This window comes from Nonomuraea maritima (assembly GCF_900100395.1).
GTDB lineage: Bacteria > Actinomycetota > Actinomycetes > Streptosporangiales > Streptosporangiaceae > Nonomuraea > Nonomuraea maritima.
Genome location: NZ_FNFB01000048.1, coordinates 1 through 22195, shown reverse-complemented (window position 1 = coordinate 22195; position 22195 = coordinate 1). Strand labels below are relative to the sequence as shown.

Below are 22195 nucleotides of genomic sequence, written 5' to 3'. Positions count from 1 at the left end.
TGCCGTATTCTGTATGCGCTCTAACCGCTCGACTGACGGGGTTGAGATGACGATTCTCGGAGAGCCGGAGACGGCCGTCCGCACCGTGACAGCGGATATCGACGGCCAAGCCGTCACCGTGCCGGAGGGCACCACCATCTACGACGCGGCCAAACAGGTGGGCGTCGACATCCCGGTGCTGTGCCACAACGAACGCTACGACCCTGTCGGCGTGTGCCGGATGTGCGTGGTCGACACCGGCGGGCGGACCTTCGCCGCCGCGTGCGTGCGTCCCTGCGAGGACGGCATGCAGGTCAAGACCGACACCCCTGAGCTGCGGCGCAACCGCGCCACCCTCACCGAGCTGCTGATCTCCGACCAGCCGCCGCGGGCCGACGACCCGAAGGAGACGACCACCGGCGACAACCTGCTCCTCGACCTCGCCGACCGGTTCGACGTGGCCAAGGAGACGACCGACCTGCCGTGCGGCTCGGGCCGGGGTCTGGACGTCTCCAACCCGGTGATCTCCGTCGACCATGACGCGTGCATCCTGTGCGACCGCTGCGTACGGGCGTGCGACGACATCCAGGGCAACGACGTCATCGGCCGCTCGGGCAAGGGCTACTCGACGAAGATCGCGTTCGACCTGAACGACCCGATGGGCGCCAGCTCGTGCGTGACCTGCGGTGAGTGCGTGCAGGCGTGTCCCACCGGCGCGCTGACCAACAAGCCGATCAACGACATCCCCATCAGGCCCCGCGAGGAGCTGGACGCGGTCGACAGCGTCTGCCCGTACTGCGGCGTCGGCTGCGCCCTCACCTACTACGTCGACCGCGAACGCGGCGCCATCGCCTTCGCCGAGGGCCGCGACCAGCCGGGCTCGCAGAGCCGGCTGTGCGTCAAGGGCCGCTACGGCTGGGACTACGCGGCCTCGCCGCAGCGCCTGACCGTGCCCCTCATCCGCAAGGACTCGTCCTACCCGAAGGGCGCGCTGTCGGCGGACGTCCGCGGCGACACCGACAACGACCGGGGTCGCGCCGGCGCCGGCGGCAACCGCAGCGGCGGCGGACGCGGCAACAAGCTGAGCAAGAACGGCAGGGACGGCCGGCGCAAGCCCGGCGGCCTGGTCGACTACGACGAGGTGCTGCCGCACTTCCGCGAGGCCACCTGGGAGGAGGCGCTCGACCTCATCGCCCGGCGGCTGATGGAGATCCACGCCGAGCAGGGCCCCGGCGCCATCGCCGGATTCGGCTCGGCGAAGTGCTCCAACGAGGAGGCGTACCTCTTCCAGAAGCTGATCAGGGCCGGGTTCGGCACCAACAACGTCGACCACTGCACCCGGCTCTGCCACGCCTCGTCGGTAGCCGCGCTGTTCGAGGGCGTCGGCTCGGGCGCCGTCTCCACCACGTACGGCGACGTCGCCAACGCCGACGTCGTGATCATCACCGGGTCGAACCCGACGGCGAACCACCCGGTGGCCAGCTCCTTCTTCAAGCAGGCCCGCCGGCGCGGCACGAAGATCATCTACGTCGACCCGCGCGCCAACACCGTGGCCGAGCACGCCGACTACCACTGCCAGGTCAAGCCCGGCACCGACGTGGCGTTCTACAACGCGATCATGCACGAGGTGATCCGGCTCGGGCTGATAGACATGGAGTTCATCAAGGCCCGCGTCTCCGGCTTCGAAGAGCTGGTCCGCACGGTCAACGACTACCCGCCGGAGCGCGCCGCGCAGATCACCGGCGTCGACGCCGACCTCATCCGCGAGGTCGCGCGGGTCTGGGGCGAGGCCGACGCCGGCGTCATCTACTGGGGCATGGGCATCTCCCAGCACACCACCGGCACCGACAACGCCCGCTGCCTGATCGCGATGTGCTCGATCACCGGCAACGTGGGCCGTCCCGGCACCGGCCTGCACCCGCTGCGCGGGCAGAACAACGTGCAGGGCGCCTCCGACGCCGGGTTGATCCCGATGTTCTACCCCGACTACCAGGGCGTCGACCTCGACGCCACCCGCCGGCGGTTCGAGGAGGCCTGGGGCACGGAGCTCGACCCCGACCGCGGCCTGACCGTCACCGAGATCATCGGGTCGGTGCTGAAGCCCGGCGGCGTGCGCGGCATGTACATGCTCGGCGAGAACCCGTTCCTGTCCGACCCCAACATCAACAAGGTGCGCAAGGCGCTGTCGCAGCTCGACTTCCTGGTGGTGCAGGACATCTTCCTCACCGAGACCGCGGAGTTCGCCGACGTCATCCTGCCGGCGTCGTCGTACCTGGAGAAGGACGGGAGCTACACCAACACCGACCGGCGCGTGCAGCTCGGGCGGAAGGTGATGGACCCGCCCGGCCAGGCCAGGGTCGACTGGGAGATCATCCAGGACATCGCCCGGCGGATCGGGCTCAACTGGTCGTACGCCTCTCCCAGCGAGGTGTTCGACGAGATGGTCGAGCTCATGCCGTCGTACAAGAACCTGCGCCACGACAACCTGGGGCTGAGCGGGAAGCTCTACCCCAACGAGGACCCCGAGCACTCCGACGGGGCCGTGGTCCTGTTCGACGATCGGTTCAACACCGACGACGGGCTCGCCCACCTCGTCCCGGCGCAGTGGCTGCCCGCGAAGGAGCTGCCGGACGCGGAGTACCCGCTGGTGCTCAACACCGGACGCCTGCTCGAACACTGGCACACCGGCTCGATGACCAGACGCTCGTACGCGCTCGACTCGATCTCGCCGGTCGCCGAGGTCTACATGCACCCGAAGGACGCCGCCGACCGCGGGCTGTCGCACGGCCAGGTGGTCCGCGTACGGTCCCGGCGCGGAGCCATCGAGCTGCAGGTACGCATCTCACACCGCGAGCAGCTGGGCAACTGCTTCATCCCGTTCCACTTCAGGGAGGCGGCGGCCAACCTGCTGACGATCGACGAGATCGACCCGTACGGCAAGATCCCCGAGTTCAAGTTCTGCGCAGTTCAGGTCGAGGCGACGAGCGTGGAAGACGCGCAGCTCCTCAGCAACATGGGAAGTGTCTGAATGACCCTGAGTTTCGAGTTGGGACGTCCCCGGGTGCCGGGTGTGGAGGCACGGGCCGGAAAGTTCCCCGGTCCGTCGCTGATCCCGGACCTCAACGCCATCCAGGCGCGGCTCGGCTGGTTGCCGCGTGAGGAGCTGGAGGAGCTGTCCCGCACCAAGCGGCGGCCGCTCTACGAGATCGAGGGCCTGATCTCGTTCTACCCGCACTTCCGCACGACGCCGCCCGCCAAGGTCGCGGTCAACGTGTGCCATGACCTGTCGTGCTGGCTGCGCCAGGCCGACGACCGGATCGCCGAGGTGCGCGAGCGCTACGGCGACGACGCGGAGATCGAGCTCGTCGAGGTGTCCTGCCTGGGCCGCTGCGACAGCGCCCCGGCGCTCGCCGTCAACGAGGTCCCGGCGCCGGTCGCCGACGTCGACACGCTCGTCACCGCCGCCCGGCAGGACGAACTGGACGAGGTCACGGTCACGGGACGCGCCGAGCCCTGGCCGAACGACCCGTACCCGGCCGGATCGGACGTCTCGACCCGGTACGCGAGCCTGCGCGCGCTGCTGGCGGGTGAGCTGAGCGCCGAGAGCGTGGTCGCCACGCTGGAGGCGTCGGGCCTGCGCGGCATGGGCGGCGCCGGCTTCCCCACCGGCCGCAAGTGGGGCCTGGTCGCCGCCGCCGAGCCGGGCAGCGTGAAGTACGCGATCTGCAACGCCGACGAGTCCGAGCCGGGCACGTTCAAGGACCGCCAGATCCTCACCGACCAGCCGCACCTGGTGATCGAGGGCCTGCTGCTCGGCATGGCCGTGGTCGGCGCCGAGCAGGGCTGGATCTTCATCCGGCACGAGTACGGCCCTGAAGAGCGCGTGCTGCACGCGGAGATCGAGGCGCTGCGCGCGGCCGGTGTGATCGGTGAGAACGCCTGCGGCAGCGGCCGCCGCCTCGACCTCGACATCTTCGTCTCGCCCGGCGGCTACATCCTCGGCGAGGAGACCGCGCTGCTGGAGTGCATGGAGGGCCACCGGGGCGAGCCGCGCAACAAGCCGCCCTTCCCGGGCAACTACGGCCTGCACGGCCGGCCCACGCTGATCAACTCGGTGGAGACCTTCGCCGATGTGCCGGTGATCCTGCAGCGCGGCGCCGACTGGTGGGCCGAGCAGGGCGCGGGCGACTCCGTCGGCTGGAAGTTCTTCGCCGTGTCGGGTCACGTCGAGAACCCCGGCGTGTACTGCGTGCCGATGGGCACCACGGTGCGCCGGCTGATCGACGAGGCCGGGGGCGTGCTCGGCGGCGCCGAGGTCGGCGCCGTGCAGCCGGGCGGCGCGTCGTCCAACTTCATCGGCCCCGACAAGCTCGACCTCGCGCTCGACTTCGGGACGCTCGCCGAGGCAGGGACCATGCTGGGCTCGGGGGCGATGGTGGTGCTCGCCGAGGGCACCGACCTGCTGGCCGCTTCGACCAACGTGCTCCGCTTCTTCCGCAACGAGTCGTGCGGCAAGTGCGTGCCGTGCCGGGTGGGCTCCACCAAGGCGCACGATCTGCTGCGCGGCGCGCTCGACTCGGGGTCCTCCACCCTCGACGATGCTCAGCGGGGCAGGATTCTGCAGCTGGAGGAGACCATGCGCAAGACGTCGATCTGCGGGCTCGGGCAGGTGGCGCTCGGCCCGGTCGTGTCCGTGCTCGGGCTCGACAAGGGAGCCGCGGCGGCGCGTCCGCAGCCGCGGCCCGAGGGTTCCGACGAGCAGCCGGACCGTTGAGCGGCAGGGAGTTCTTCACCGCCCGCACCTTGGCCGAGGTGCGGGCGGGGTTCCGGCCCGCGCGCCGCACCCCGGTCGAGCACGTCCCGCTGTCCGCGGCGCTGCGCCGGGTGCCCGCCGCAGACGTCACGGCGCCCGCCGCGCTGCCGGGCTTCGCGCGTTCCACCGTGGACGGCTTCGCCGTACGGGCGGCTGACACCTACGGCGCGTCCGACGGGCTGCCGTCCTACCTCGACCTGCTCGGCGCGGTGCGGATGGGCGCGGCGCCGGCCGTGGCGGTCCGGGCCGGCGGCTGCGTCGCGATGCCGACCGGGGGAGTGATCCCGGACGGCGCCGACGCGGTGGTCATGGTCGAGTACACCGCGGAGACGATGCCGGGCACGATCGAGGTGACCCGTCCTGTCGCGCCGGGCGGCGGCATCGTCCGCGCCGACGAGGACGTGGCGGCGGGCGGTGTCCTCGCGCCGGGCGGACGGCCGCTGCGCGCCCCCGACCTGGGCTTCCTCGCCGCCGCCGGTGTGACGACGGTCGCCGTGCACCGCCGTCCGCGCGTGGTGATCATCTCCACCGGCGACGAGGTCGTGCCGCCCGGCACGGTCGAGCTCGCGGCCGGTCAGGTGCGTGACGCCACCGCCTCCGCGCTCGCGGGGCTGGTCGCCGACGCGGGCGGCGAGCCGGTGATCGCCGGCATCGTCCCCGACGAGCCGGGCGCGCTCAAGGCCAGGCTGGCCGAGGTTCTCGACGAGGCCGACCTGGTGGTCGTGTCGGCGGGTTCGTCGGTCGGGGCGCGGGACGAGACGGCCGGCGCGGTGGCCGCCGTCGGCGACGTCTGGTGCCACGGCATCGCGATCAAGCCGGGCAAGCCCACGCTGCTGGCCGAGTGCTCCGGGGTGCCGCTCATCGGGCTGCCAGGCAACCCGCTGTCCGCATTGGTGGTGTTCGGGCAGGTCGGAGTACCGTTGGTGTGGCGCATCGCCGGGTGCGAGGCCCCGCCGCCGCAGCCCAGCACGCGGGCGCGGCTGTCGCGCGACCTCGCGTCCGCGGCGGGCCGGCTCGACGTGGTCCAGGTCGGTCTCTCGGGCGGCGTGGCCGAGCCGATCTTCGGCCCGTCGGCGCTGCTGTCGGTGCTCACCCGCGCCGACGGATACGTGATCGTGCCCGAACCGGCCACCGGGCTGGACGCGGGCACCGAAGTAGAGGTCGTCCTGTACCGATGAGCGCAGCAAGTCCTTTCGTCTCCGACGTCCCCGCCGCGCAGGCCCTCGCCGTCTGGCGCGAGGCGCGCGCCGCGGCGGGGTGCCCCGCCCGGGTCGGCGTGGTCCGGGTGCCGGTCGGCGACGCCGTCGGACGGGTGACGGCCGAGCCGGTGTGGGCGGTGCGGTCCTCGCCCGCGTTCGACTCCGCGGCCATGGACGGCATCGCCGTGCGTGCCGCCGACACCGTGGGCGCGTCCGAGACGAGCCCGGTGCTTCTCGCCCCCGGTGACTTCGACGTCGTCGACACCGGCGACCCGCTGCCCGACGGCTACGACGCCGTGGTCATGCGGGAGCACGTGCACCGTACCCAGGAGGGGGAGGCCGAGCTGCGCGCGGCCGTCCCTCCCTACCAGCACGTCCGTTCCATCGGCGAGGACATCAGCGCCGGTGAGCTGCTGCTCCCTGAGGGCCACCGGCTGCGTCCCGTCGACGTGGCCGCCTGCGCCGCCGCCGGAGCCGTCCAGCTCGGGGTCCGGCGCGCGCCGCGCGTGGTGATCGTCCCGACCGGTGACGAGATCCGGCCGATCGGCGCGGAGCTCGCTCCCGGCGACATTCTCGACACCAACTCGATGATGCTGGCCGCGCAGGCGCGGCAGGCGGGCTGCGAGGCCCGGGTCACCGCGATCGTCCCCGACGACCCGCGGGCCATCACCGAGGTGCTGCGCGAGGCCACCCGCGACGCCGACCTGGTCCTGCTGATCGCGGGTTCCAGCGCCGGGCGCGACGACTACACCTCCCGGGTGGTCGCGGGGGCCGGTGTCGTCGCGGTGCACGGCGTCGCCGTGCGGCCCGGTCATCCCGTCGTGCTCGGCGCGGTCGAGGCGACGCCCGTGATCGGCGTGCCGGGCTACCCGGTCTCGGCGGCGCTCACGTTCGACATCTTCGCCGCTCCCGCGCTCGCCGAGCTGGAGGGAGCCGCGCCACAGGAACGTCCCGTCGCGACGGCGCACCTGGCGCGCAAGCTGCCGTCCGCCATCGGCATGGACGACTGGGTACGCGTCCGCCTCGGGCAGGTGGGCGACCGGCTCGTCGCCACCCCGCTGCCGCGTGGCGCGGGCGTGCTCACCTCGCTCGTCCGCGCCGACGGCCTGCTCGTCGTGCCGTCGGGCGTGGAGGGCCACCACGCAGGGGAACGGGTGCGGGTCGAGCTGCTGCGCGGCCTGTCCGAGATCGGCCGCACCATCGTCGCCATCGGCTCGCACGACCTGGTGCTCGACCTCGCGGCCTCCGCGCTGCGCGCGAAAGATCCGCTGGTCACCCTGGCCTCGTCGAACGTCGGCTCGCTGGGCGGCCTCGTGGCGCTGCGCGACGGCCTGTGCCACGTGGCGGGCTCGCACCTGCTCGACCCGTCCACCGGCGAGTACACGCTGCCGTACGTCGACCGGCTGCTCGGCGCGGGCGCCGACGTCGCCGTGATCCGGCTGGTCCACCGCGACCAGGGGCTCATCGTCGCGCCCGGCAACCCGCTCGAACTGGACGGCGTGAAGGACCTGACCCGGCCCGGCCTGCGCTACGTGAACCGGCAGCGCGGCGCCGGCACCCGGGCGCTGCTCGACCACGAGCTGGCGGGGCTCGGCATCGACCCGGCCGAGGTGAGCGGCTACTCCCGTGAGGAGCACACCCACCTGGCGGTGGCCGCGGCCGTGGCCGCCGGTCGCGCGGACGCCGGCCTCGGCATCCTGGCCGCCGCCCGCGCCTTCGGGCTCGACTTCGTCCCGGTGGCGCAGGAGCCGTACGACCTGGTGGTGCGGACGGACGCGCTGGCGGACGACCTGCTCGCGCCGCTGTGGGAACTGCTGGCGCGCGACGACTTCCGCGCCCAGGTCGAGGCGCTCGGCGGCTACTCCTGCGCCGAGACCGGACGCCGCGTCCGCTGACGTCAGGTCGTCTGCGCCGGGGCACCGTGCTCCTGGGGACGTTGCAGCGAGTCGATCTTCGCGTGCAGGCGGGCGAGCTCCTGCATGAGCGCCGTGAGCCGTTCGTCGGTCTCGCGTTCCTCGGCCGATACGGTCTGGGCGTCCATGGCGTTGACCACGACCGCGATGAAGAGGTTCAGCACCACGAACGACGACGCCAGGATGTAGACGACGAAGAACAGCCAGGCCCAGGGGTGCTGGGTCATCACCTGCTGGACGATCTCCGGCCACGACTCGCCCGTCATGATCTGGAAGAGGGTGAACAGCGACGTCGGCAGGTCTTTGAAGTACTCCGGCGAGGTCGGTCCGAACTGCACGGTGGCCAGCACCGCCGAGACGTACATGGTGAGCAGGAGCAGGCCGATGATGGACGCCATGCCGGGGATCGCCGACAGCAGCGCGGCGACGACCCTGCGCATGTTGGGGACGGCAGAGACCAGGCGCAGCGCGCGCAGGATGCGCAGGGCCCGCAGCACCGACGCAGGGCCGGAGGCCGGGATCAGCGCGATGCCGACGATGATCGCGTCGAACCAGTTCCACGGGTCCTTGAAGAACGCGCCGCGGTGGGAGTACACACGGGCCGCGATCTCGACGACGAAGACGATCAGGACCGCCTGGTCGACGAGATGGAGGAGCCCGCCGATCCGGTCGACGAGGAAGGTCGAGGTCTCGAGCCCGATCGTGATCCCGTTGAGGACGATGAGGACGAGGATCGCTCGTTCGGTACGCGGGGCGGACAGGAAGGCACGCACACGCTGTCGATCGGGCAACGCTTCAGCTCCCGGAGTGGTCGTCGTCGATCCGTGACCGGATCATCCGTCGGCACCGAACGTAATCATCCGCTTACATCGGTGCCAGACCGCGTCTGCCATATGTAGCCGAACGGTAACCAGTGGTGACTCCAGCTGTCCGTCGTGGTGGGCGTCATCCGGCTGTGGAGATGCGGTCCAGCAGCTCTGCGAGAAGGCCGCGCTCGCCGTCGGTCAGCACGTCGACCTGGGGAAGGAAGGCGCGCAGTGCGGCTGCCGCCCCTGCGGGGCCCGGAGCCGTCGTGGCGGTGGCGTCGGTGGTGATCGCGGCGATCACCGCTTCCCGCGCCAGGTGCGACACGCTCATGTCCCTGCGGCCGTCTGGGGTGGCGATGAGGGCGAGCGTGATGCCTCCGCCCACGGCGTGGATCAGGTGGGTGGCGCGCGTCTCGTCGATCCGCAGGCGTCCGGCCTCGGCGATCCTGCGGACGTGTGCGGCGAGAACCTTCAGTGCGGCGACGGCCGCGGGCGGGGGGCCGCCGGGGCGGGGCTCGGCGTACATGAGGGTGTACAGGGACGGGTTGGCGAGGCCGAACTCGGTGTTGAGGTCCCAGCCGGCGCGCAGGTCCTCCACCGGGTCGTCCGTGGGATCAAGAGCGCTCTTGCGTGCGAGGTGGCTCGCGAAGCCGTGCGCGGCGACGGCGTCGAGCAAACCCTGCTTGTCGCCGAAGAGCCGGTAGATGGTCGGCGCCTGGACGCCGGCCGCGGCGCTCACCGCGCGCGTCGACACCGCTTCACGTCCCTCTTCCGCGAGCAGCCGGGTGGCGGCCGCGATGATCCGTTCACGGTTGTTCTCCGCGGGGGCGGAGCGATCGGTCTTCACGGTTTCCAATGATAACGAGACCGTGTTAGCGATTTGCCTGCGCATCGCTAACATGCCACTGTTAGCGTCGGAAACAGCTACAGAAAGGTCCCTCGTGATCGTCATCACCGCCCCCACCGGTCAGATCGGCAGCAGGGTTCTCGACGCGCTGCTCGACGGCGAGCAGAACGTCCGGGTGATCGCCCGCGACCCCGACCGGCTGACCAGGAAGGCGCGGGAGCGCGCCGAGGTCGTCCCTGGCTCCCACCGTGACCCCGACGTTCTCGCCGAAGCGCTCAAGGGGGCCGACAGCGTCATGTGTCTGGTTCCGCCGGACCCGCGTGCCGACGACATCCTGGAGCACTACCTCGGCTTCGCCCGCCCGCTCCGCGACGCCGTCAAGGCTCAGGGCGTCAAGCGTGTCGTCGGTGTCACCAGCCTGGGCCGCTCCTACGGCAGGCACGCCGGACTGCTGTCGCCCGCGTTCGCGATGGACGACATGATCGAGAGCACCGGGGTCGCCTACCGGGCGCTGGCCATGCCGTTCTTCATGGAGAACCTGCTCAACCAGGCCGAGACGCTCAGGGCGCGGGGGATGTTCCTCATGCCGAACACCGCGGACCGCCCGCTGGCCACCGTCGCCACCCGCGACATCGCCGCGGCCGCGGTTCGTCTCCTGGCCGACCACTTCTGGTCAGGGCAGGACACCGTCCCGGTGATCAGCCCCGATTCACTGTCCCCGAACGACATGGCGCAGGTCCTGTCGGAGGTCCTGGAGCGCCCGGTCCGCTTCCAGCAGGTCGACGGCGAGACGTACAAGGCGACGATGATGCGGTACGGGATGAGCGATGCCTGGGCGCAGGGCCTGGTCGACATGGCCGCCGCCCAGAGCGACGGCATCTACGACGCCGAGCGGCGGGCGCTCGCCGCGCCCGCCCCCACCGATTTCCGCCAGTGGTGCCAGGAGGTGCTCAAGCCCGTCGTCCTGGCCTGAGCGGTCAGTCGAACTCCTCGATGTACTCCTCCGTCGGGCCGAGCTCCGCGCGGTCGCGCAGCTCGAGCGTGGTGCCGAGACGCTCAAGCTCGAGGACGGTGATCGTGTTCGCGCCCTCGCGCAGCAGCGGGGCCGGGCAGTAGAGCGTGACCTGCGGCCCGATGTTCCAGTAGCGGCCGAGGAGGAAGTCGTTGACCCAGACGAGGCCGCGGCCGGAGCCCGGCAGGGCGAGGAAGGTGTCGGCGGGGGTGTCGACGTCGAGGGTCGCGACGGCGAAGCCGGTGTCCGTGGCCGGGGGGCCGGCGGCCACCGCGCGGGCCAGGTCGGCCTCCGACCACTCCTGGAGGGCGATCGGGGTGCTCTCCCAGCCCTGCACCGTCCGCCGGTCCACGAGCACGGGGCCGAGCAGCCCCTTGTGGCCGCCGACGAACGGCCCGTAGTTGACCCGGCCGAGGCTCTCGACCAGCACCTCCAGCCGGACGGGCGCCCCCGCGCCGCTCAGGACCAGGTCGGAGCCGACCTCGACGCCGTCGGCGAAGACCAAGGCCTGATCACGCACGTCGGTGAGCCGCAGCTGCTGCTTGCCCGAGGGAACGCGGGGGTGTGCCGTGTGCAGGACCATGCCCGCGTCCAGACCGAGCTGCTCGAACGAGGCGGGACGCGGGTTCGTCGAGGTGGGCGCCGGCACGGCGCGCAGGCCGGGCAGCAGGTCGGCGCGGTGGACGAGCGGGACGGTCGCCGGCGGCAGGGTGGGCAGCCGTTCCGGCACCCGCACCGGTCCGTCGACGCCGAGGAGCTCGCGCACGGCGTGGAACTTGGGCGTCAGCGCGCCGTCCTCGGCGATCGGGGCGTCGGAGTCGTAGCTCGTCACGGTCGGCTGCAGTCGGCCGTCGCTCTCGTTGGCGCCGGCCCAGAGCCCGAAGTTGGTGCCGCCGTGGGCCATGTAGAGGCTGACGCTGCCGCCGTCGGCGAGGATGCCCTCCAGCGTGTGGACGACGCTCTCCACCCCGCGGACGTGGTGCCGCTCGCCCCAGTGGTCGAACCAGCCGTTCCAGAACTCGGCGACGACGAACGGCTCGTCGGGCCGCCGCGACGACAGCAGCTCGCGGGCGGCCTCCGGCTTGGAGCCCAGGGTGACGGCCGTGAGGGTGCCGGGCAGGGTGCCGCCGTCGAGCATCAGCTCGGTGGGGCCGTCCGCGGTGAACAGCAGTTCGCGGATGCCGCGCGAGCTCAGCGACGCGCGGTTCCACCGCAGGTAGTCGTGGTCGTCGCCGTAGCTGCCGAACTCGTTCTCCACCTGTACGGCGACGATCGGCCCGCCCTCGCAGGCCTGGAGCGCGGCGAGGCGCGGGATCAGCTCGTCGAACCAGCGGCCGGCCGCGTCGGTGAACGCGGGGTCGCTGCTGCGGATCGCGACGTCGCGGCCGGTGAGCCAGCTCGGCAGGCCGCCGTTGGACCACTCGGCGCAGATGTACGGCCCTGGCCGGACGACGACGTCGAGCCCTTCCTCGCCCACCGTGCGGACGAACCGTTCGAGGTCACGCCAGCCGTCGAAGCGCGGCGCCTGGTCGGCGCGCGGCTGGTGGAAGTTCCACGGCACGTACGTGTCGACGGTGTTGAGCCCCATGTCGGCGAGCCGGCGGATGCGGTCGCGCCACAGGTCGGGGTGGACGCGGAAGTAGTGCAGCCCACCCGACAGGATGCGGTGGGGGACGCCGTGACGGTACAGCCGCCGCCCGCGCCACGTGAGCGCGCTCGACGTCCCTCCGTCGGTCGGGGTGGGGCCGTCGGTGAGGGCCGGGGAGTCCGGCGTGGGCAGCTGAGTCACGGCGGTGAGCTTATGTTATCGATGACATACGTAACAAGGCCGATATCATTGATACTGATCATCGCTGCCGAGAGAGGAGCGCCATGACCGAGGCCACCGAGCGGCCCGCGCGACAGCCCAGCATGGCCGACGTCGCGAAGACCGCCGGAGTGTCGGCGCAGACCGTCTCGCGCGCCCTCCGCAACTCCCCGAACGTCACCCCTGAGACCAGGAAACGCGTGCTCGCCGCCGTCGAGCAGCTCGGCTACCGGTTCAACAACGCCGCCAGGGTGCTGTCCTCGGGCCGCAGCCACACCATCGGGCTCGTGCTGCTGCAGTCGGGCGGCTACTACTCCCGCGCGGCCGTGACCGCGGGCGTCGAGGCCGCCGCGGGTGAGGCCGGGTACGCGGTCAGCATCGCGACCATCGCCTCGCTCGACACCGGCATGATGGAGCGGTCCCTGTCCAAGCTCGCCGACCAGGGCGTCGACGGCATCGTCATCGCCGTGCCGCTCATCTCGGTGACGCGGAAGATGGAGGACATCACGCGCGACATCCCCACCGTCACGCTCGACGGCTCGCGCACCTCCAGCGCCCGCTCGCTCGGCATCGACCAGCAGGAGGCCGGGCGCGTCGCCACCCGGCACCTGCTCGACCTGGGCCATCGCCAGGTGTGGCACGTCGCGGGCCCCGACGAGTGGATAGAGGCGCGCCGCCGCAGGCAGGGCTGGCAGCAGGCACTGGCCGAGGCCGGCATCGAGGCGCCGCCGCCGCTGGAGGGCGACTGGTCGCCCGACTCCGGCTACCGGCAGGGGCAGATCCTCGCCCGCATCCCCGACGTGACGGCCGTCTTCGCGGCCAGCGACGAGATGGCGTTCGGGGTGATCCGCGCGCTGCGCGAGCACGGCAGGAAGGTGCCCGACGACGTGTCCATCGTGAGCGTCGACGACATCGCACTGGCGGCCTACTGCTGCCCGCCGCTGACGACCGTGCGGCAGGATTTCTACCAGTCGAGCTCGGCCGCCGTGGCCCTGCTGCTGGAGGGCGACGACGCCGGTGTCACCGAGGTCGTCGTGCCCGCGTCGCTGTCGGTGCGCGCGTCGACCGCGCCGCCCCGTTCGTCCTGAGCGGAGAGTTTCCCGTGTCGCAGGAGTAAACTCCCTCTTGCGCGTCCATGTTATCGATGCCACTGTAACAAGGTCCGGAAACGGTCACCGTGGTCAAGATCCCCGGCGCCGTCTCGGCGTGCCCTCAGACGCGGCCGGTCCGGACCGTTCCTTCGCTCGCACCCAGGTGGGCAGACGTCCACGGGAAGGTCACCAGAACCATGAGGAGATCATTCGTCCTGGCGGGCGCTGCGGCCGCCGTCATCGGACTGCTCGCCGGCTGCGGGGCCGACGGGGGCGCCTCTGACTCCGGCAAGACGACCCTGAGCGTCGCCGCCCTCGAAGGCGGTTACGGCCGCGACATGTACAACCAGGTCATCCAGGCCTACGAGACCGCGCACCCCGACGTGGACGTGCAGCTGCAGATCTCGAAGAGCATCGAGGACGAGATCACCCCCAACATGAAGGCCGGGCGCTACCCCGACCTCGTGGTGCTCGGCCAGGGCCGCAAGGCGGCGCTCACCGAGACGCTGGTCAAGGACAAGGCCGTCGAGGACCTGTCCTCCGTCCTCCAGGCGAACGTCCCGGGTGAGAGCACGACCGTCGGCGCCAAGCTCATCGACGGCACCGTCGGCAACCTCAACACCAACCCGTACGGCGACGACAAGACGTACCTCATGCCGATGTACTACGCGCCGACCGGGCTGGTCTACAACCAGGGCCTGTTCGAGGAGAAGGGCTGGGACGTCCCGGCCACCTGGGACGAGATGTGGGCGCTCGGCGACAAGGCCAAGAAGGACGGCATCGCGCTCTTCACGTACCCGACTGCCGGGTACCTCGACTCCTTCTTCTTCGCGCTGCTGGCCGACGTCGGCGGTGACCAGTTCTACAACGACGTGATGACGTACAAGCAGGGCGTGTGGCAGACGCCGCAGGCCAAGCAGGCGCTCGACATCGCCGCCAAGCTGCTGAGCTACGCCGCGCCGACCACCGTCGGGTACGCCAACGAGCAGGACTTCACCAAGAACCAGCAGTCGATCCTCGACAACAAGGCGCTGTTCATGCCGAACGGCACCTGGATCGTCGGCGAGATGGCCGACGCGCCGCGCGCCGAGGGCTTCAAGTGGGGCCTCATGCCGCTGCCTGCCGCGGGCGAGGGCGGCAAGCGCTACATCGCGACCTCGGTCGAGTCGGTCTGGGTGCCGGCCGCCGCCAAGAACAAGGACGCCGCCAAGGAGTTCATCGCCTACCTCTACTCGGACGAGGCCGCGAAGATCTTCGCCAAGTCGAACGCGGTCCAGCCGATCAAGGGCATCGTGAGCAGTCTGTCCGGCGAGAACGCCGAGTTCTACAAGGTCTACGATGACCCGTCGGTCACCGCGCTCGTCGGCGGCTTCGCCAGCACCGCGCCCGTCCCCGGCGTGGACATCAAGGCCACCCTCTTCGACACCGCCAACAGCATCATCAGCGGTGACAAGACCGAGGACCAGTGGCAGGCCGCGCTCAACGACGCCAGCGAGAAGCTCCGCCAGGCGGGCAGCTGACGCACCGGCGGCGGCCCGCCGCACCGGGCCGCCGCCACCCCCACCACACGTCCTGAGCTACCCAAGGACCCGGCATGGCGACGACTCTCTCCACCCCACCCTCGGACACCTCGGCACCGAAGCGATCAGCTGGACGCCCGGCACGGCGGCGCGGCGAGCTCCGCTTCGTGCTGGCCTGCCTGCTGCCCGCGCTCGTGCTGTTCGTGCTGTTCATGGTCGTCCCCACCGTGAACGTGTTCCGGATGTCGTTCTTCACCTGGAGCGGCTTCTCCCCGGACATGCGCTTCGTCGGGTTCGACAACTTCGTCAAGCTCTTCGACGACCAGCAGTTCGTCCGCGCGTTCCAGAACACCGTCGCGCTGCTGGTCGTCGTGACCGTCGTGACGATGGGCTCCGGCCTGTTCCTCGCCGCGATCATGACGCGGCAGCGGCTGCGCGGACGTAACCTCTACCGGTTCGTCCTCTACATCCCGAACGTGTTGTCGGTCGTGGTCATCGCGGCGATCTTCTCCGCCGTGTACGACCAGCAGAACGGCCTGCTCAACGGCACCCTCCGGCTGCTGTCGCTCGACGGCCTGCAACAGGTCTGGCTCGGCGACCAGGACCTCGTGCTCTGGTCGGTCGCCATCTCCATGGTCTGGCAGTCGCTCGGCTACTACATGGTCCTCTACATGTCGAGCATGGCGAGCATCCCCGAGGAGCTCTACGAGGCCAGCGGGCTCGACGGAGCCTCCACCACCCGCCAGTTCTTCGCCATCACCCTGCCGCTCATCTGGCAGAACCTGCGCACCACGCTGACCTTCTTCGTGATGAGCGCCGTCAACCTCAGCTTCGTCCTGGTGCGCGCGATGACCGGCGGCGGCCCGGACGGCTCATCCGAGGTGCTGCTCAGCTACATGTACAAGCAGGCCTACACGAACTCGTCGTACGGCTACGGCATGGCCATCGGCGTCGTCATCTTCGCCTTCTCGTTCCTCGTCTCGCTCCTGGTGAGCCGCGCGACGCGGCGCGAGCCCCTCCAGTTCTGAGGACAGCCCCATGACCCCGATCACCTCACCTCGCAACCGCGGCGACCGGCCGAGAGCCGGTCGGGTGCTCACGTACGTCCTGGTCATCGCGATCGCGCTCGTCATCGCGGTGCCGGTCGCATGGGTGCTGCTCGCCTCGCTCAAGAAGAAGAGCGAGTTCTACGGCAGCCCGTGGACGCTGCCCGACGGCCTGCACCTGCAGAACTACATCGACGCGTTCGTCACCGCCCACATGGGCCAGTACTTCTTCACCTCGGTGCTGGTGACGCTGCTCGGGCTGGTGTTCGTGCTCGCCGTCTCGGTGCCGGCGGCGTACGTCATCGCCCGGTACGAGTTCCGCGGCCGCGGGATCATCGAGATGGCGCTCCTCGCGGGGCTGTTCGTCAACGTCAACTACATCGTCGTGCCGATCTTCCTGATGCTGGTCGACTGGGACCGCGCGCTCATCGACGTGCTGCCAGGAGGCTTCTTCATCGACAACCCGGCCGTGCTGTCGCTCGTGTACGCGGCCACGTCGATCCCGTTCAGCATCTACCTGCTCACCGCGTACTTCCGGTCGATCCCCGCCTCCTACGAGGAGGCGGCGTCGCTGGACGGCGCGTCGCGCTTCCAGGTCATGACCAAGGTGATGCTGCCGATCGCGCGCCCGGCCGTCATCACCGTGATCCTGTTCAACTTCCTGGCCTACTGGAACGACTTCATCATCGCCCTCACCCTGCTGCCGGGCGACGGCAAGACGCTGCAGGTGGGCCTGCTCAACCTGATGACCGCGCAGAAGGCGGCGGCCGACTACGGACGCCTGTACGCCGGCATGGTCATCGTCATCGTCCCCGTCCTGCTCCTCTACGCGATCATCCAGCGGCGGCTCATCGAGGGCATGTCGTCAGGCGGCGTGAAGGGCTGACGGCGTCACCAGGAGTGATCTACATGAAGGATTCGACGCGCGGCGCGCTGGTCGTCGCCGCCAGGACGCTCGTCGCGGCCGTCTGCGTCGCGGCCGTCGTGGCCGCCCGTACGACCGTCGGGTGGGGCAACCTCGCGATCATGCTCTGCGGGCTGGCCGGACTGCTGGCCGTGCTCGCCTCGTACAACCGGAGGTATCTGTGATGGACGGGCGCGCGCTTGCCGCGGTCCGGCCGAGCGGGCGTCAGCTCGCGTGGCAGGAGATGGAGTTCTACGGGTTCATCCACTTCGGCATCAACACGATGACCGACCGGGAGTGGGGCGAGGGGCACGAGGACCCGGCCCTGTTCGACCCGTCCGGCCTCGACGCCGACCAGTGGGTGCGCTCGCTCAAGAGCGCCGGGATGACCGGGGTCATCCTCACCTGCAAGCACCACGACGGCTTCTGCCTGTGGCCGAGCGAGGTCACGAAGCACTCGGTGGCCGCCTCCCCGTGGCGGGACGGGCAGGGCGACCTGGTCGCCGAGGTCGCCGACGCGGCCCGGCGGCACGGGCTGAAGTTCGGCGTCTACCTGTCGCCCTGGGACCGCACCGAGGCCTCCTACGGCAGCGGCACCGCCTACGACGACTTCTACGTCGCCCAGCTCAGGGAGCTGCTCACCGGGTACGGGCCGATCTTCTCCGTCTGGCTGGACGGCGCCAACGGCGAGGGCCCGAACGGCAAGCGGCAGACCTACGACTGGGACCGCTACTACGCGGTGGTGCGCGAGCTGCAGCCGGACGCGGTCATCAACGTGTGCGGCCCGGACGTCCGCTGGTGCGGCAACGAGGCCGGCGACACCCGTCCCGACGAGTGGAGCGTGGTCCCGAGGCAGCTGCAGGACGCCGAGCGGATCGCCGACCGGTCGCAGAAGGTGGACGACGGCACCTTCTCCCGCCTCGTCCGCAGCGACGAGCGCGACCTCGGCAGCCGCGCCGCGCTGGCGGGGCACGAGGACGACCTGGTCTGGTACCCGGCCGAGGTGAACACCTCGATCCGTCCCGGCTGGTTCCACCACCCGGCCGAGGACGGCGCCGTCCGTTCCGTGGACGAGCTGTTCACCATCTACCTGCGGTCGGTCGGCGGCAACGCCGGCTTCCTGCTCAACGTCCCGCCGGCCCGCGACGGGCTCGTCCACGAGGCGGACGTGGCGGTGCTGGAGTCGCTCGGACGGCGCATCGCCGCTTTCCGTGAGCGCCGCGTCGCGGCCGCCGTGACGGTGTCGTCGGGGGAGCCGGGCGACGTCGCGACCGCGTGGCCGGAGCGCGGGAGCGCGCCGTGGCGTCCGGACGACGCCGACGCGCGGCCCGCGGTGACGCTCGCGTTCGACCGGCCGCGTCCGGTCGAGGCGGTCGTCGTCGGCGAGGACATCACGCAGGGGCAGCGCGTCGAGCACGTCGTCGTCCAGGGGCGCAGTGACGGCCGGTGGACGACGCTCGGCGAGGCGCACGCCGTCGGCTACCAGCGCATCCTGACGTTCCCGCCGACCGAGGTCGACGCCGTGCGGGTCGAGCTCCCCGAGTTCCGCGACACCCCCGTGGTCGCCCGCGTGGCCGCGATCGGGACGGGCCTGTAGGCGTGGCCGCTTCCCCGAGAGGAGCCGCGGGAAGCTCCCGGAAGGGCGCTTCCCGCGTGGCCCCGGCGACCGGAAGGGGCCCGGCTCGCAAGGGCTGGGCGCAGGCGGCGGGCACCGGTCCCGGCGGGAGGTGGCGGTCGCGGCGGGTGGTCGTGCTCGTCACCGGCGTCTGCGTCGCGCTCGCCGCCCTCGTGGCGACCGGCGCGGCGCTCGTCCCGCGCGCCGACGTGGTCGCCACCCTCGACGGGCACGACGTCACCCGCGACGAGCTGCTCTTCCACATGCGGCGGCTCGCGCCCACCGTGCAGAACGAGCTGCGCAACCAGTACCACCTCCAGGGAGCCGCCGACTGGACGGCCCGCGCCGGCGACAGGACCGCGCTCCAGCGCCTGGAGGACCGCGCGCTCGACGAGGTCAGGCGCGACAAGACCACGCTCGTCCTCGCGCAGGAGCAGGGGCTGGTCGACTCCGTCGACCACGACGCGTTCCTCGCCGAGCTCGACGAGGAGAACGCCCACCGGGCCGACGCCATCGCCCGCGGTGAGGTCGTGTACGGCCTCGCCGAGTTCTCGCCCGACGAGTACTACTCGCACCGGCTCACCGAGCTGGCGACCCTGCTCAAGCAGCGGCTCAGCGCCAGGGCCGGCGACCCGCTGTGGGTCACCGACGCCGAGGTGCGGCAGGCGTTCGACGCCGACAGGGACGCGTGGAGCGCCAACGCGACCACGTACACGTACCGGAAGCTCGTGGTGCCCGTGCCGGACGGCGCGCCGTCCGGCTTCGCCGAGGACCTGAAGCGGCGGGTGGCCGCCGCGAAGAAGCTGTCCGGCGTCACCGCGCCCGGCTCCCGGCTCACCACCGCCACCCAGACCGGCGGCGGCTCGGCCGCGCACGACCAGGACCTCCTGGCCGTGCTCACCAAGCTCTCACCCGGCCAGATCTCCGGGCCGATCCCGGAGAACGGCCAGATCACCTACTACGAGCTCACCGACGAGTCCGTGGACGAGGACGCGGCGTTCGCCGACTACTCCCGTCGCATCCGGCAGTCGCTCGTGGAGGAGAAGTTCGACCAGTTGCTCCGACGCCGGGTGGACTCCGTTCGCACCGAGGTCGACACGGCGGCGGTGGAAACCATCGATCCAGGAGATGTACAGCATTGAGATCTGCAACACCCCCCGCGCGGCGGGCGCTGCGCGCGGGACTGTCCGCCGTGCTCACCGCGCTGATCGCGGGATCGCTCGCCCCGGTCGCGGCCTCCGCCGCGGCAGCCCCCGCCCGCCCCGCCGTCGCGGCCAAGGCTGACCTGCCGGGCAACGCGCCGAACCGGACCGGCGGCAAGGACTACTACGTCGACGCCACGAAGGGCCGCGACGACGACTCGGGCACCTCGCCGAAGCACGCCTGGCGGACCCTCGCCAAGGTGAACACGACGACGTTCCAGCCCGGCGACCGCATCCTGCTCAAGGCCGGCGAGCAGTGGAACGACGAGCAGCTGTGGCCGAAGGGCTCCGGCGCCGCCGGCAAGCCGATCACGATCTCCGCGTACGGCGACAAGCGCGCCGGCCGCCCCTACATCGCGGCGAACGGCAACGTGCCGAGCCCGTTCCGCGCGGACGGCACCAAGAACCCCGAGACGGTCGGCCTGACCGGCGCCATCGTGCTGCGCAACCAGCAGTACTACGAGATCAACAACGTCGAGCTGTCCAACGACGACGACTTCGCGACCGACATCACCACCGGGTCGTACGTCCGTGACGGCATCGCGGTCACGATCAACGCCGACCTGCTGCCGGCGGGCGCGGACAGCATCATGGACCACTTCCGCATCTCGGACGTGTACGTCCACGACCTCGACGGCCCGAGCAGCTGGCAGAAGATCCACTACGGCGGCGTCAGCTTCCAGGTCTTCGGCGAGAAGAGCTACAAGGAGTACGGCACCGGCGGCTACTACTTCAAGGACGTCCGGATCGAGAACAACACCTTCAAGAAGGTGGAGCTGCACGCCGTGCAGTTCGCGTTCAACTGGTTCAACGCCGACGGCCGCGACGCCGGGGAGTACGACGAGACCGGCAAGTTCCACGAGGGCTGGGAGCAGCTGTGGGTGCGCACCCGCGACCTGTACAGCCGTGACGTCTACATCGGCCACAACTACGCCGAGAGCGTCGGCCAGGGCGCGATCCAGCTCGCCGACACCAAGAACATGACCGTCGAGTACAACGAGGTCAACGGGTTCCTCGCCCGCTACAACGCGGTGTCGTGCGGCCTGTACCTGTGGGCGGGCGCCGACTCCGTCATGCAGTACAACGAGGTGTACGGCGGCCCGAACAACGAGTTCGACGGCACCCCGTGGGACCTCGAGTACACGAACTTCAACGTCACGTACCAGTTCAACTACTCGCACGACAACGCCGCCGGCTGGATGGCGTACATGGGCAACAGCTCGAACTCCGTCGCCCGCTACAACCTGAGTGTCAACGACAACGGCGTGCTGGTGAAGAACATGCTGTCGACGAACTACACGCCGACGTACTTCGTCAACAACACCTTCGTCTACGACGGCGCCGACCTCGACTACGTCCACGACGAGACGTTCCTGAGCCGCGTCTACTTCCTGAACAACATCTTCTACAACACCTCCAAGACCGCGTCGACGCCGTGGTACCGCCGCACCGGCGCGCTGCGTCAGGCCGTGTTCTCCAACAACGACTACTACGAGGCGAGCGGTCAGCACTCCGACCAGGAGCCGGCCGACGCCAACGGGCTGCGGGTCGACCCCGGGTTCGTCGGCGACCCGGCCAAGTACGTCACCGGTGCGGGCGTCGACCGCATCCGCAAGGCGGCCAAGCACTTCGAGCTGCGCAAGAACTCGCCGCTCATCGACGCCGGCCGCTACAACCCGCACCTCGGCACCGAGGACTTCCTCGGCACGCACCTCTACTACGGCAAGGCCCCCGACATCGGCATCGTCGAGAGCAAGGCCGGCAAGAAGGTCGAGAACCCGGTCGACGACAACCCGATCGAGAACGAGCAGGGTGACAACCGGGAGAACCTCGCGCTCGGCAAGCCGGTCACCGCGAGCTCGACCCACCCGGGCGCGAACGGCACGCTCGGGGCCGTGAACCTGACCGACGGCGACACCACCACCCGCTGGGCGGCGGCCGACGACGCGGCCTACCCCATCACGCTGGACGTCGACTTCGGCGCGGACACCACGTTCGACGAGGTGTACCTCGACGAGTTCACCGACTCGGGCACCAACCCCCGCGTGCAGTCGTTCGAGCTGCAGCGCTGGGACGCGGCGAGCGGCACGTGGGTGACGTTCGCGAGCCGTGACACGGGCATCGGCCACGACCTGTCCATGACGGGCTTCGGCGACGTGACGACCTCGCGTCTGCGTGTGGCCCTCACCGCGCAGCTCCCGACGGAGCAGTACACCCCGACCCTGACGGAGATCGCCGTCCACAACGGCTGACGCTCCATGTAGCCCTCCGCCACCCCGGAGGGCCACAAGGGACACCCCCGGCCCTCCGGCAACCCCGGAGGGCCGGTCCTTTATGTGTCGTTGTGCACGCTCGCGGTGATCTGTGCGTTTGTACGCAGAACGCGGGCTTGCTGATCCCTAAGTTGATGGTCGTCGGGAGCGATCGCCGCTCCCGGGAAC

Annotated in this window: 16 protein-coding genes; 13 read left to right on the top strand and 3 right to left on the bottom strand. The window is 70.7% G+C overall.

The features are described from left to right. The first annotated feature begins 46 nt into the window (after positions 1–46). From fdhF to BLR04_RS37790, 4 genes are read left to right on the top strand one after another with little or no spacing between them, the layout of a single operon-like run. Positions 47–3007: a formate dehydrogenase subunit alpha gene (fdhF, locus tag BLR04_RS37805; protein ID WP_090773981.1), complete on the top strand. Its 2961-nt coding sequence runs from the start codon at positions 47–49 to the stop codon at positions 3005–3007. Beyond that, positions 3008–4753 (top strand): NAD(P)H-dependent oxidoreductase subunit E, encoded by a 1746-nt coding sequence (locus BLR04_RS37800; RefSeq protein WP_090773980.1) that lies wholly within the window; start codon positions 3008–3010, stop codon positions 4751–4753. Next, entirely contained in the window at positions 4750–5970 is a 1221-nt protein-coding gene (locus BLR04_RS37795) for a molybdenum cofactor synthesis domain-containing protein (protein ID WP_090773979.1), read from the top strand. The genes BLR04_RS37800 and BLR04_RS37795 overlap by 4 nt, the downstream gene beginning before the upstream one ends. Continuing rightward, positions 5967–7886, top strand: a complete 1920-nt coding sequence (locus BLR04_RS37790) for a molybdopterin biosynthesis protein (RefSeq protein ID WP_090773978.1) — start codon at positions 5967–5969, stop codon at positions 7884–7886. Before BLR04_RS37795 ends, BLR04_RS37790 begins: the two co-directional genes overlap by 4 nt. A 2-nt stretch (positions 7887–7888) precedes the next feature. Here BLR04_RS37790 and BLR04_RS37785 read toward each other — a convergent pair whose 3' ends face one another. Next, the gene (locus tag BLR04_RS37785) at positions 7889–8677 is read right to left on the bottom strand and encodes an ion transporter (protein ID WP_245740982.1); all 789 of its coding nucleotides are present in this window, start codon (positions 8675–8677) and stop codon (positions 7889–7891) included. A 172-nt stretch (positions 8678–8849) separates the two neighbouring features. After that, complete coding sequence (locus tag BLR04_RS37780) at positions 8850–9557, bottom strand: TetR/AcrR family transcriptional regulator (RefSeq protein ID WP_090773976.1); 708 nt, start codon at positions 9555–9557, stop codon at positions 8850–8852. Between the two features lie 94 nt (positions 9558–9651). Here BLR04_RS37780 and BLR04_RS37775 point away from each other — a divergent pair, with 94 nt between their 5' ends. Continuing rightward, the gene (locus BLR04_RS37775) at positions 9652–10530 is read left to right on the top strand and encodes an NmrA family NAD(P)-binding protein (RefSeq protein WP_090773975.1); all 879 of its coding nucleotides are present in this window, start codon (positions 9652–9654) and stop codon (positions 10528–10530) included. A 4-nt stretch (positions 10531–10534) separates the two neighbouring features. On the opposite strand, the gene BLR04_RS37770 is transcribed toward BLR04_RS37775, so the two are convergent. Continuing rightward, entirely contained in the window at positions 10535–12358 is a 1824-nt protein-coding gene (locus BLR04_RS37770) for a glycoside hydrolase family 35 protein (RefSeq protein WP_090773974.1), read from the bottom strand. Positions 12359–12441: 83 nt separating this feature from the next. Here BLR04_RS37770 and BLR04_RS37765 point away from each other — a divergent pair, with 83 nt between their 5' ends. The 8 genes from BLR04_RS37765 (at position 12442) to BLR04_RS37730 (ending at position 22006) form a co-directional block, all read left to right on the top strand. Further along, positions 12442–13464, top strand: a complete 1023-nt coding sequence (locus tag BLR04_RS37765; RefSeq protein WP_090773973.1) for a LacI family DNA-binding transcriptional regulator — start codon at positions 12442–12444, stop codon at positions 13462–13464. A 200-nt stretch (positions 13465–13664) separates the two neighbouring features. Next, on the top strand, positions 13665–14987 hold the full coding sequence (locus BLR04_RS37760) for a carbohydrate ABC transporter substrate-binding protein (protein WP_090773972.1): 1323 nt from the start codon (positions 13665–13667) through the stop codon (positions 14985–14987). Positions 14988–15061: 74 nt separating this feature from the next. After that, the gene (locus tag BLR04_RS37755; RefSeq protein ID WP_090773971.1) at positions 15062–16015 is read left to right on the top strand and encodes a carbohydrate ABC transporter permease; all 954 of its coding nucleotides are present in this window, start codon (positions 15062–15064) and stop codon (positions 16013–16015) included. A 10-nt stretch (positions 16016–16025) separates the two neighbouring features. After that, a complete protein-coding gene (locus BLR04_RS37750; protein WP_090773970.1) occupies positions 16026–16919 on the top strand; it encodes a carbohydrate ABC transporter permease in 894 nt (297 codons plus the stop codon). A 23-nt stretch (positions 16920–16942) separates the two neighbouring features. Next, positions 16943–17122 (top strand): DUF6903 family protein, encoded by a 180-nt coding sequence (locus tag BLR04_RS37745; RefSeq protein WP_143022403.1) that lies wholly within the window; start codon positions 16943–16945, stop codon positions 17120–17122. Then, positions 17122–18534 carry an alpha-L-fucosidase gene (locus BLR04_RS37740; protein WP_218129323.1) on the top strand — a complete coding sequence of 471 codons (1413 nt, stop codon included), beginning with the start codon at positions 17122–17124 and terminating at the stop codon, positions 18532–18534. The genes BLR04_RS37745 and BLR04_RS37740 overlap by 1 nt, the downstream gene beginning before the upstream one ends. A gap of 56 nt (positions 18535–18590) precedes the next feature. After that, the gene (locus tag BLR04_RS37735; protein WP_143022402.1) at positions 18591–19694 is read left to right on the top strand and encodes a peptidylprolyl isomerase; all 1104 of its coding nucleotides are present in this window, start codon (positions 18591–18593) and stop codon (positions 19692–19694) included. Beyond that, positions 19691–22006, top strand: coding sequence for a galactose-binding domain-containing protein (locus tag BLR04_RS37730; RefSeq protein ID WP_143022401.1), 2316 nt, complete (start codon positions 19691–19693; stop codon positions 22004–22006). The genes BLR04_RS37735 and BLR04_RS37730 overlap by 4 nt, the downstream gene beginning before the upstream one ends. Positions 22007–22195: the final 189 nt, after the last annotated feature.